Consider the following 10383-nt stretch of genomic DNA (forward strand, 5'->3'; position numbering starts at 1 on the left):
CGGCGGTGGCGGCGGGATGGCCGGCGACACTGCCGTCGTGTGAAAAAAACGGGGCTAGTCTAGCGTTTTGAATACGTTTGCGGAAAGGGGCGGAATGTCAAAACAGGAAAATCATGACGACCAGGGGCAGAAACTCGAGGCCACGGCCCTGCGCCTGTTGGCGCGACGCGAACACAGTCGCCTGGAACTGACCCTCAAGCTTCGCCAGCGGCGCTTCGATCCGGAGCGGATCGAGCAGGTACTGGATGACTGCGAGGCCCGCGGCTGGCTGGACGACCGCCGCTTCGCTGACATGTATGCCCGGCAGCGGCTGGAACAGGGGTACGGTCCGGTGCGGATTCTGGGAGAATTGCAGCAGCGGGGGGTGCATCATAGCCCCGACTGCCTGGCGGCGATGACGGAGGCGGATTGGCGGCGGCGGGCCGTGGCACTGCGCGAGCGCCGTTTTGGCCTGTCGGACCTCGGTGACGACTGGCCGGAGAAAACGCGCCAGGCCCGCTTTCTGAGTCGCCGCGGATTCAGTCATGAGCAGATCGAGCAGGCGCTGTCGGTGGTTCGTCGGGACGAAACCGACGGCTGATCACGGCTAGAGTGTCGGTGGGATGAAGCTGAGGTCGTCTGGCAGCGGGCTGCCGAGGCTGGGGGCTTCCGCCAGCTGCTCCGGTGCCGCTTCGGTGTCGGCGGCGGCTGAGGTCTCGGTTTCCAGGCTGGCGAACTGGGGCAGCTCCCCGGTGTCGTCCGGGGCGGTTTCCGTGATCCGGGACAGGACATCGTAGTAACGGCGGATGTTCTGCACGTAGATCACCGGCTCGTGGCCCCGGGCGTAGCCGAACCGGGTCCGGCTGTACCACTCCTTTTGGGCCAGCAACGGCAGGAACTCTTTCACGTCCATCCAGCGGTCCGGATCCTTGCCCGCCTGTTCGGTGAGCCGACGGGCATCTTCGAGGTGACCGAATCCCACGTTGTAGGACGCCAGGGCAAACCAAGTGCGGTCGGGTTCCGGGATTCGCTTGGGAATTTTCCGATACACCATTTGCAGGTACTTGGCGCCCCCCAGAATGCTTTCACTGGCGTCCAACCGGTTGTTGATGCCGATGTGGCTGGCGGTGGTCCGGGTCAGCATCATCAGCCCCCGCACGCCAGTGGGCGATACTGCGTTCGGGCGCCAGTGGGACTCCTGATAGCCGATGGCGGCCAACAGCCGCCAGTCCATGCCAAAACGCGCGGCGTGCTCCTTGAACAGGGCCTCGTACTTGGGTAGGCGATTCCGGACATGGTGCATGAAGGTGCGGGCACCAACGTAGTTGAGCTGGTCCAGATGGCCGTAAAAGCGTTCGGACAGCTGTGCCAGGACGCCGTCGTCCTTGAGTCGGGCCAAAAGAGAGGCGGCGGCGCGGTACAGGGTCGGGTCCTGCTGCTTCGGGAACAGCCACACCAGCTCCCTGGGCTCGCCAAGGGCGAAGGCTTCTTTGACGTGGGGGTAGAAGACGTGGTTGAGTTCCAGCTCATTGGAGGACACCACGGCGTAGGAGAATTCGCCGCTTTCGACCCGAGCCAGGATGCCGGCGGCGTCCAGCCGGGGATGGACTTCCCAGGTCAGAGCGTGCCCCTGCTGGACCAAACTGGACAACGGGGACTCGTGATCGCTGTCTGCCACCAGGTGAAGCACCTGGCCCGACAGGGCGTCGATGGACTCAGGACGCGCCAGATCGCGGTGATAGACCACCACCGACTGAGCCTCGATGCCGGTGGGAAGGGCTCGGTAGCGCTCCTCGAACCCGGGCTGCAGGGAGAGCCCCGCCATGCCAATGTGGGCGTAGTTGCGGTCCAGTACGGACAGGATCTCGGTGTTGTCCTCGGCTACCCGGACGCGCAGTTCCACGCCCAGCTCATCCGCCAAGTGCTGGGCCAGCTCGTAGTCATAACCGGTGGGCCCGTCCCGGCCCTCGTGATAGATGGAGGGAGCCAGCCGGGCGATGACGTGCAGGACGCCTTCGTTGCGGATTTCCTGTAGAGTGCTGGGGCGCGAACATCCGGTCAGGACCAGGGCCGTGCCAAGAAACAGCGCCGCCCGCCAGGGCCGGACGCAGGAACGAAACACTTTTTTCGACAAATCCCTGATCTCCGTAGACAGCTGGGTCAGCCAGGCACGCTCATGTACTTCCCGCGTGATCCTTCGTCATGCTGGCGCGGCCTCCCTTGCCGGCGCTTTCCTATGATCTCCGGGCATGCCGCCCCGGTCAATAAATCTGCTCAATTAATGTGCAAAACAATGTCAATTGGTCCGGGCGGCGGTCCCCGTCCGGCTGTATCCCGGCTCCGCTTTCAAGTATCATTGCGGCTTTTCAAAGCACCCGGATTTCCTCCTTTCGCGCGATTACAGGTTTGATAGCATGCTTGAACTTCGCGGCGCACCCGCGCTCTCGCCCTTCCGCTCCCGCAAACTGCATTCCCGCCTTCAGGACGCGGTTCCTGAAGTAGAGCATGTGTATGCAGAGTTCATGCACTTTGTGGATTTGGAGTCCGGCCTTTCCGACGCGGAACAGGCCACTCTGGACCGTTTGCTGACCTACGGCCCCAGCGTGCCGGTGGAAGAGCCGGACGGCGTCCTGTTCCTGGTGGTGCCACGGCCCGGTACCTTGTCGCCCTGGTCGAGCAAGGCGACGGATATCGCCCGTAACTGCGGGCTCAAGCAGATTCAACGCATTGAGCGCGGCATCGCCTACTACGTGCGTGCCAGCAAGAAGCTGGGCCTGGAACAGCGGGAGCGCATCGCTTCCCTGCTGCATGACCGGATGACCCAGAAGGTGTTCCACGAAATGGGGGGAGCCGAGCTCCTGTTTCGCCATGAGGAACCGCGCCCCCTGGGCCGTGTGCCGGTGCTGGAGGGCGGCCGTGATGCCCTGGTGGCGGCCAACCGTTCCCTGGGGCTGGCCCTGGCCGACGACGAGATCGACTACCTGGTGAAGGCGTTCACGGACCTCCGGCGCGATCCCACCGACGTTGAGCTGATGATGTTCGCCCAGGCCAACTCCGAACACTGCCGGCACAAGATTTTCAACGCCAGCTGGGATATCGACGGCGAAGGCCAGGATAAGTCGCTGTTCGCGATGATCCGCAATACCTACGAGATGCACAACGAGGGCATCCTGTCCGCCTACAAGGACAATGCTGCGGTGATTCGCGGCAGCCGGGGCGGTCGTTTCTTCCCGGACCCGGAAACGGGGGTCTACCGATACAATGAGGAAGACATCCATATCCTCATGAAGGTGGAAACCCACAACCACCCGACCGCGATTGCACCCGCCGAAGGTTCCTCGACCGGCGCCGGTGGCGAGATCCGCGACGAGGGTGCCACCGGCCGTGGCGCCAAACCGAAAGCGGGCCTTACCGGGTTCACCGTTTCCAACCTGAAGCTGCCCGACGATCCGCAGCCCTGGGAAATCGATTACGGCAAGCCCGAGCGGATTGCCTCCGCCCTGGACATCATGATCGAGGGTCCGATCGGCGGTGCATCCTTTAACAACGAGTTCGGCCGGCCCAACCTGGCCGGCTATTTCCGGACCTTTGAGGCGAAAGTGCCCGGCCCGGCCGGCGAGGAAGTGCGCGGCTATCATAAGCCGATCATGATCGCCGGCGGCATGGGCAATATCCGTGAGCAGCACGTCGAGAAAGGCAACATTCCGGTGGGCGCTAAGCTGATCGTGCTGGGTGGCCCGTCAATGCTGATTGGCCTTGGCGGTGGCGCTGCGTCGTCCATGGACTCCGGGTCCAGCCACGAGGACCTGGATTTTGCCTCGGTCCAGCGGGACAATCCGGAGATGGAGCGCCGTTGCCAGGAGGTGATCGACCGCTGTTGGCAGATGGGGGACCGGAACCCGATTTGCTTCATCCATGATGTCGGTGCCGGCGGTCTGTCCAATGCCATGCCGGAGCTGGTCAAGGATGGCGGCCGTGGCGGCAAGTTCGAGCTGCGGGACATTCCCTGTGACGAGCCCGGCATGTCGCCGCTGGAGATTTGGTGTAACGAGTCCCAGGAGCGGTATGTGCTGGCGGTCGCCCCGGAAAACATGGAACGGTTCGACGCGCTGTGCCGCCGTGAGCGCTGCCCCTATGCGGTGATCGGCGAGGCGACGGAAAGTCATCATCTGGAACTGAGCGATTCCTACTTCAACGACAAACCGGTGGATCTGCCGATGGATGTCCTGTTCGGCAAGCCGCCGCGCATGCATCGCAGCATACACCGGGCGTCGTTCACCAAGCCCATCTTCGACTCCACCCAGGTTGATCTGAACGATGCCATCCGCCGAGTGCTGCGGTTGCCGTCGGTGGGTTCCAAGAGTTTCCTGATCACCATCGGCGACCGGACCATCACCGGCCTGGTGGCCCGGGATCAGATGGTGGGCCCCTGGCAGGTGCCGGTCAGTGACGTGGCGGTGACCGCCACGTCGTTTGACGTGCGTACCGGTGAGGCCATGGCCATGGGCGAGCGGACACCGGTGGCGGTCATCGATGCGCCGGCGTCCGGTCGTATGGCGGTTGGTGAAGTGATTACCAACCTGGCCGCCGCGCCGATCGCCAGCCTGTCCGATATCCGCCTGTCCGCCAACTGGATGGCTGCGGCCGGCCACCCGGGGGAGGACGAGAATCTGTACGAGACCGTTCGTGCCGTAGGCATGGAGCTGTGTCCGGCGCTGGGAATCACCATTCCGGTGGGCAAGGACTCGATGTCCATGAAAACCACCTGGGAAGAGGACAACGGCGAGCAGAAGAGCGTCACTGCGCCGTTGTCGCTGATTGTCAGCGGTTTCGCGCCGGTGACCGACGTGGCCCGGACACTCACGCCGCAGCTGCGGACCGACGCCGGTGACACCGATCTGATCCTGATCGATCTGGCCGCCGGCCAGAACCGCCTGGGTGGTTCGGCGCTGGCCCAGGTGTATGGTCAGGTGGGGGCCGTGGCGCCGGATCTGGACGACCCCGAGGACATCAAGGCGTTCTTCGCAGTCATCCAGGGCCTGAATGGCGACGGCAAGCTGCTGGCCTATCACGATCGTTCCGATGGCGGTCTGTTTGTCACCCTGGTGGAAATGTGCTTTGCCGGTCGCACCGGCGTCGACATCAAGCTTGACGTGCTGGCTGAAGACCCGTCGCAGTTCGCCCGGGAGCTGTTCAATGAGGAGCTGGGCGCGGTGATCCAAGTTCGCCAGGAAGACACCGGTTTCGTGCTGGGCCAGTTCTCCGCTGCCGGACTTGGTGACCACATCAGCGTAATCGGAACCCTGAACGACGACGATCGCCTGCGCCTGACTTTCGACGGCCGCACCGTGGTGGACGAATCCCGGACCGATCTGCAGCGCCTGTGGGCGGAAACCAGCTACCGTATCCAGTCGCTGCGGGACAACGCCGATTGTGCCCAGGAGGAATTCGACAACCTGCTGGATCAGGATGACCCGGGGCTGCATGCGGCACTGACCTTCGATCTGAACGAGGATGTGGCGGCTCCGTTCATCCACACCGGAGCCCGGCCCAGGGTCGCGGTGCTGAGGGAGCAGGGCGTCAATGGTCAGGTGGAAATGGCCGCGGCCTTCGACCGCGCCGGCTTCGAGGCGGTGGACGTGCACATGAGCGATCTGTTGTCCGGGCGAGTGACCCTCGACAGCTTCCAGACCCTGGTGGCCTGTGGCGGCTTCTCCTATGGCGATGTGCTCGGGGCTGGCGAGGGCTGGGCTAAGACCATACTGTTCAGTGATCGCCTGCGTGATCAGTTCGCCGGCTTCTTCAACCGCCAGGACACATTGGCTCTGGGTGTGTGCAACGGCTGCCAGATGCTGTCCAACCTCCATGAGCTGATTCCGGGCAGCGAAGGCTGGCCGCGGTTCGTCCGCAATCAGTCCGAACAGTTCGAGGCCCGGTTGGTGATGGTGGAGGTGACGTCGTCGCCATCGGCCTTCCTGGACGGCATGGCCGGATCCCGGATGCCGATTGCGGTTGCCCATGGTGAGGGGCGTGTGGAGTTCGGTGCCGGTGCCTCCGCCGCGGCCCTGGCGGAAAATGAGCTGGTGGCGCTGCGCTACGTCGACAACCGGGGGCGGGTGACCACTCGGTATCCTTACAACCCCAACGGATCGGAGGCCGGTATTACGGGTGTGACCACCCGCGATGGCCGGGTCACCATCATGATGCCCCATCCGGAGCGGGTGTTCCGGGCGGTGCAGTATTCGTGGCGTCCGGATGAGTGGCAGGAGGATGGCCCCTGGATGCGGATGTTCCGGAACGCCCGGCGCTGGCTGGGCTGATCCGGTCCGGCCCTGATGGCATGAGAAACCGGTGTCGGGACGTACGGGTGGCTCCGTGGTTCCCGACGCCGGTTTTTTTCAATCCCGAGTGCGTTCTTTCGGGGCAGCGGAGGGTGTCAGACGGGTGGAATTATTCCCTGTGTTTCCTTGAAGCAGCGATTTTATGCACACTTATTGTGCTTCCCTGGCTGCGCTATGCGCAAAAACCGGGATGTCAGTTCAGTATTTGCTGGACATTTTTATCTTGTTGATTATTAAAGAAAAAAATGATCGGGTGAATTTGTCGTCAATTTGAGTAAAGTGCTGTAACCACGGGGCCTGGCAGCGGGTTCCCAAAAAATTTCCCCAGACTTATCCACAGAATCTGTGGGTAAGTTTCTAACCCCTTGGCAGGGGCAAAAAAGATCGAGCGACGAGGAGGTTGAGCGTGTACAAGCTGTGCTACTTCGTTCCCGAATCCCACCTTGAGCAGACCAAGCAGGCCCTGTTCGACGCCGGCGCCGGTCGCATTGGCGACTACGACAGTTGCGCTTGGCAGTGCCTGGGTCAGGGGCAGTTCCGACCCCTGGCGGGCAGCACCCCGTACCTTGGGAAAACCGGGCAGGTCGAGTCGGTGGCGGAATACAAGGTGGAGATGGTCTGCCAGGACAGCCGAATCGCCGAGGCGGTGCGGGCCCTGAAGCAGGCTCATCCCTACGAGGAGCCGGCCTACGAGGTGTTCCGCATCGAGGCGTTCTGATCGCCGCTGCGGATGGACGCGGTCGGCGGGCGGATGTCCTTGAGATGGACCTGGAAGTTGTCTGTCTTCAGGTCTTCGAGGAACAGTTCCAGCGTTTTGCGCACGGTCGGAAACGACAGTTCGTCCCAGGGGATGTCCTCAATGGCGAACAGTCGGGACTCTAGGGATTCCTCGCCCGCGCCAAAGCGCCCGTCGACCAGGGTGGCACGGTAGAACATGTGCACCTGGTTGATGTGTGGCACGTCGATGATGGAAAACAGCCCTTCGATGTTTACCTCGGCCAGGGCTTCTTCCCGGGTTTCCCTGGCCGCGGCCTCGACGGTGGTTTCGGCGTTTTCCATGAAACCCGCCGGTAGGGTCCAATAGCCGTATCTGGGTTCAATGGCGCGCCGGCAGAGTAGGATCTTGCCGTCCCATAGGGGAACGGTACCAGCGACAATCCGGGGGTTCTGGTAATGTATGGTGTTGCAGTTGACACAGACGTAGCGATACCGGTTGTCGCCGTCCGGGATCCGCTGCTCCACCGGATGGCCGCAGGCGCTGCAGTACTTCATGGTTCTCCCCGTGTGTTCTGTAGTTTTCCGACCAGTTTAACGTTACCGGCAGTCGCTGTCCCATCCGACATTGTATCCTGTGCAGGAGGCGAGGTTTGCGCGACTTTCTCAGTGAGCGGTTGACGGGTTATGCACCAAGACAGCTGGCCCTGGATTATCCGGAGGCGGGGGTTCTGGTGCCGGTCACCGACAACGCCGCCCATCCGGAGATGGTGTTCACCCTGCGCTCCTCGAACCTGAAGATGCACCGGGGGCAGGTGGCCTATCCGGGCGGCAAGCGGGATCCGGGCGACCCGTCGCTGGTGGCGACGGCGTTGCGGGAAACCCACGAGGAAATTGGATTGCCGCCTGAGCAAGTGGATGTGGTTGCCCCCCTGAGTCAGGTCATGTCCCGTTACGGCATTCTGGTGACGCCCTATGTGGGCGTGATTCCACCGGACTATCCGCTGACGCCGAATCCCGACGAAATCGAAAGCGTGTTCCGGGTGCCCATCGCCTTTTTTCTGGAGGATCGGCGCGAGCGGACCGACGCCCTGCCGTTTCTCAATCATACCTTCTATGTGCCCTGTTACCGGTGGGAGCGCTACCAGATCTGGGGGCTGTCCGCGGTGGTTCTGGTGGATTTTCTGAACGCTGTGTACGATGCGGGCATTGACCTGCTGGAACCCCCTCAAGGAGCCTGACATGTTTTACGAGCTGGATGGCCGTACCCCCGAAACGGTTGGGGAAGACGGTTTCGTCGCCCACAACGCCACCGTCATTGGCTGCGTGAAGCTGATGGAGAGCGTCAGCATCTGGTACAACGTGGTGATCCGTGGTGACAACGACCTGATTACCATCGGCCCGGAAAGCAATGTCCAGGACGGTGCGATCCTGCACACCGACCCCGGTATTCCCCTGACGCTGGGGCGGGGGGTTACCGTGGGGCATAAGGCCATGTTGCACGGGTGTGAGATTGGCGACTATTCCCTGATTGGGATCAACGCCGTGGTGTTGAATGGCGCGAAAATCGGCAAGCATTGCCTTATAGGCGCCAATGCCTTGATCCCCGAGGGGATGGAGATCCCTGACGGCTCGCTGGTGGTTGGGTCGCCTGGCCGGATCAAGCGGACCCTGAATGACGCTCAGCGGAAAATGCTGGAAATGAGCGCCGGGCACTACGTTCAGAACGCCGCCCGTTACCGGCAGCAGCTACGGAGGTGTGAACCCTGATATGAGTGTTTCCGAACGGGTCCGGTCGCCCTGTGTCAGTATTTGCGCCCTGGACCAACAGGATGTGTGCATCGGCTGCCACCGAACCGCGGATGAAATTCTGCGTTGGCGCCAAATGACCGATGAAGAACGTCGGCAGGTGTTGCGCGAGGTGGCGAAACGGGAAGAAAAGGTGGCTCTCTGACATGACAACCTCATCGACAGTCCGAATTGGAACCCCCCTGAAAGGCAACGCGTTCCGGGTGCTTTTTTGCGGCTCGGGCGAACTGGGCAAGGAAGTGGTGATTGAACTCCAGCGTTATGGCGTCGAGGTGATTGCCGTTGATCGCTACGCCGATGCGCCGGCCATGCAGGTGGCGCACCGGTCTCACGTTATCGACATGCTGGATCCGGCGGCTCTGCGAGAGGTCATCGAGCGGGAACGGCCCGATCTGGTGGTGCCGGAGATCGAAGCCATCGCCACTGCGGAGCTGCTCAAGCTCGAGGACGAGGGGTACCGGATTGTGCCCACCGCACGGGCGGTTAATCTCACCATGGACCGGGAAGGTATCCGGCGCCTGGCCGCGGAAGAGCTGGGTCTGCCGACGTCGCCCTACCGGTTTGCCGGTACCCGGGAAGAATACCTGGAGGCGGTGGCGGCCATCGGCCTGCCACTGGTGGTCAAGCCGGTCATGAGTTCGTCTGGCAAGGGGCAGAGCTTGGTTCGTTCGAACACCGGGATCGAGGCAGCCTGGGAGTATGCGCAGACCGGCGGTCGAGCCGGCAAGGGGCGCGTCATCGTCGAGGGGTTCGTGGACTTTGATTATGAAATCACCCTGCTGACGGTGCGCCACCGAGGAGGCATTTCCTTCTGTGAACCGATTGGTCATCGTCAGGAAGACGGCGACTACCGAGAATCCTGGCAGCCTCAGCCGATGGCGCCAAAGGCGCTTGAGCGCGCCCGGGAGATCGCACGTGCGGTGGTCGACAACCTGGGCGGGTTCGGAGTATTCGGCGTGGAGCTGTTTGTGAAGGGCGAGGATGTCTGGTTCTCCGAAGTCTCACCCAGGCCCCACGATACTGGCCTGGTTACCCTGGTCTCCCAGGATCTTTCCGAGTTCGCGCTGCACGCGCGTGCCATCCTTGGGCTGCCCATTCCCGCTATTCGGCAAATGGGGCCCTCGGCCTCCGCGGTGATTCTGCCGGAGGGGGACTCCAGTGAAGTGGCTTATACCGGCCTTGAGCATGCGCTGGCGGAGCTGGACACCCAGCTGAGGCTGTTCGGCAAACCGGAACTGAAAGGCCGGCGGCGCATGGGCGTGGCCCTGGCCAAGGCGGATACGCTGGAAGAGGCGAGAGCGAAAGCCCGGGCGGCGGCCGCGGCGGTCAAGATCGAGCTTTAACGAGGGTGACAGCACAATCTGCTGCTTGTTTGAACAAACAGCTACGTGGAAACCGAAGATTTTGAATTTTTTTCCCGCAGGCCGTTGACAGTTTTCCGTGGGGCTGTAGAATGCGCACCACTTCTGACGGGGACGGTCCTGAGGGCCGGAGCCGGGGGAGGTAACTGCTTGAACTTTCTTGGGAAACGGTTGATAAA

9 protein-coding genes are annotated in these 10383 nt (G+C 62.4%); 7 read left to right on the forward strand and 2 right to left on the reverse strand.

The annotated features are described in order from the left end of the window. The first annotated feature begins 94 nt into the window (after window positions 1–94). Window positions 95–580 carry a regulatory protein RecX gene (locus BTO32_RS17380; RefSeq protein ID WP_076725927.1) on the forward strand — a complete coding sequence of 162 codons (486 nt, stop codon included), beginning with the start codon at window positions 95–97 and terminating at the stop codon, window positions 578–580. Window positions 581–586: 6 nt separating this feature from the next. Here BTO32_RS17380 and mltF read toward each other — a convergent pair whose 3' ends face one another. Then, the gene (gene mltF / locus BTO32_RS17385; protein ID WP_084206900.1) at window positions 587–2113 is read right to left on the reverse strand and encodes a membrane-bound lytic murein transglycosylase MltF; all 1527 of its coding nucleotides are present in this window, start codon (window positions 2111–2113) and stop codon (window positions 587–589) included. Window positions 2114–2393: 280 nt separating this feature from the next. Here mltF and purL point away from each other — a divergent pair, with 280 nt between their 5' ends. Both purL and BTO32_RS17395 read left to right on the forward strand, forming a co-directional pair. Further along, entirely contained in the window at window positions 2394–6299 is a 3906-nt protein-coding gene (purL, locus tag BTO32_RS17390) for a phosphoribosylformylglycinamidine synthase (RefSeq protein ID WP_076725928.1), read from the forward strand. A gap of 427 nt (window positions 6300–6726) precedes the next feature. Beyond that, entirely contained in the window at window positions 6727–7038 is a 312-nt protein-coding gene (locus BTO32_RS17395; RefSeq protein WP_076725929.1) for a YqfO family protein, read from the forward strand. Here BTO32_RS17395 and BTO32_RS17400 read toward each other — a convergent pair. Further along, window positions 7008–7592: an NUDIX hydrolase gene (locus BTO32_RS17400; RefSeq protein WP_076725930.1), complete on the reverse strand. Its 585-nt coding sequence runs from the start codon at window positions 7590–7592 to the stop codon at window positions 7008–7010. The two genes, BTO32_RS17395 and BTO32_RS17400, sit on opposite strands and share 31 nt — an antisense overlap. Before the next feature lie 95 nt (window positions 7593–7687). Between BTO32_RS17400 and BTO32_RS17405 the strand changes: the two genes are divergently transcribed. From BTO32_RS17405 to purT, 4 genes are read left to right on the forward strand one after another with little or no spacing between them, the layout of a single operon-like run. Then, a complete protein-coding gene (locus BTO32_RS17405; protein ID WP_076725931.1) occupies window positions 7688–8275 on the forward strand; it encodes an NUDIX hydrolase in 588 nt (195 codons plus the stop codon). Window position 8276: 1 nt separating this feature from the next. Then, window positions 8277–8804 (forward strand): gamma carbonic anhydrase family protein, encoded by a 528-nt coding sequence (locus tag BTO32_RS17410; RefSeq protein WP_076725932.1) that lies wholly within the window; start codon window positions 8277–8279, stop codon window positions 8802–8804. Between the two features lies 1 nt (window position 8805). Further along, window positions 8806–8988 (forward strand): DUF1289 domain-containing protein, encoded by a 183-nt coding sequence (locus tag BTO32_RS17415; protein WP_076725933.1) that lies wholly within the window; start codon window positions 8806–8808, stop codon window positions 8986–8988. A 1-nt stretch (window position 8989) separates the two neighbouring features. After that, window positions 8990–10186, forward strand: a complete 1197-nt coding sequence (purT, locus tag BTO32_RS17420) for a formate-dependent phosphoribosylglycinamide formyltransferase (RefSeq protein WP_076725934.1) — start codon at window positions 8990–8992, stop codon at window positions 10184–10186. The last annotated feature ends 197 nt before the right edge of the window (window positions 10187–10383 follow it).

This window comes from Marinobacter lutaoensis (assembly GCF_001981305.1).
Lineage (GTDB): Bacteria > Pseudomonadota > Gammaproteobacteria > Pseudomonadales > Oleiphilaceae > Marinobacter > Marinobacter lutaoensis.

Bases quoted from the DNA above. Each gene is read 5' to 3' on its own strand.
- purT (WP_076725934.1), top strand. From the start codon at position 8,990: ATGACAACCTCATCGACAGTCCGAATTGGAACCCCCCTGAAAGGCAAC.
- BTO32_RS17415 (WP_076725933.1), top strand. From the start codon at position 8,806: ATGAGTGTTTCCGAACGGGTCCGGTCGCCCTGTGTCAGTATTTGCGCC.
- BTO32_RS17410 (WP_076725932.1), top strand. From the start codon at position 8,277: ATGTTTTACGAGCTGGATGGCCGTACCCCCGAAACGGTTGGGGAAGAC.
- BTO32_RS17380 (WP_076725927.1), top strand. From the start codon at position 95: ATGTCAAAACAGGAAAATCATGACGACCAGGGGCAGAAACTCGAGGCC.
- purL (WP_076725928.1), top strand. From the start codon at position 2,394: ATGCTTGAACTTCGCGGCGCACCCGCGCTCTCGCCCTTCCGCTCCCGC.
- BTO32_RS17400 (WP_076725930.1), bottom strand. From the start codon at position 7,592: ATGAAGTACTGCAGCGCCTGCGGCCATCCGGTGGAGCAGCGGATCCCG.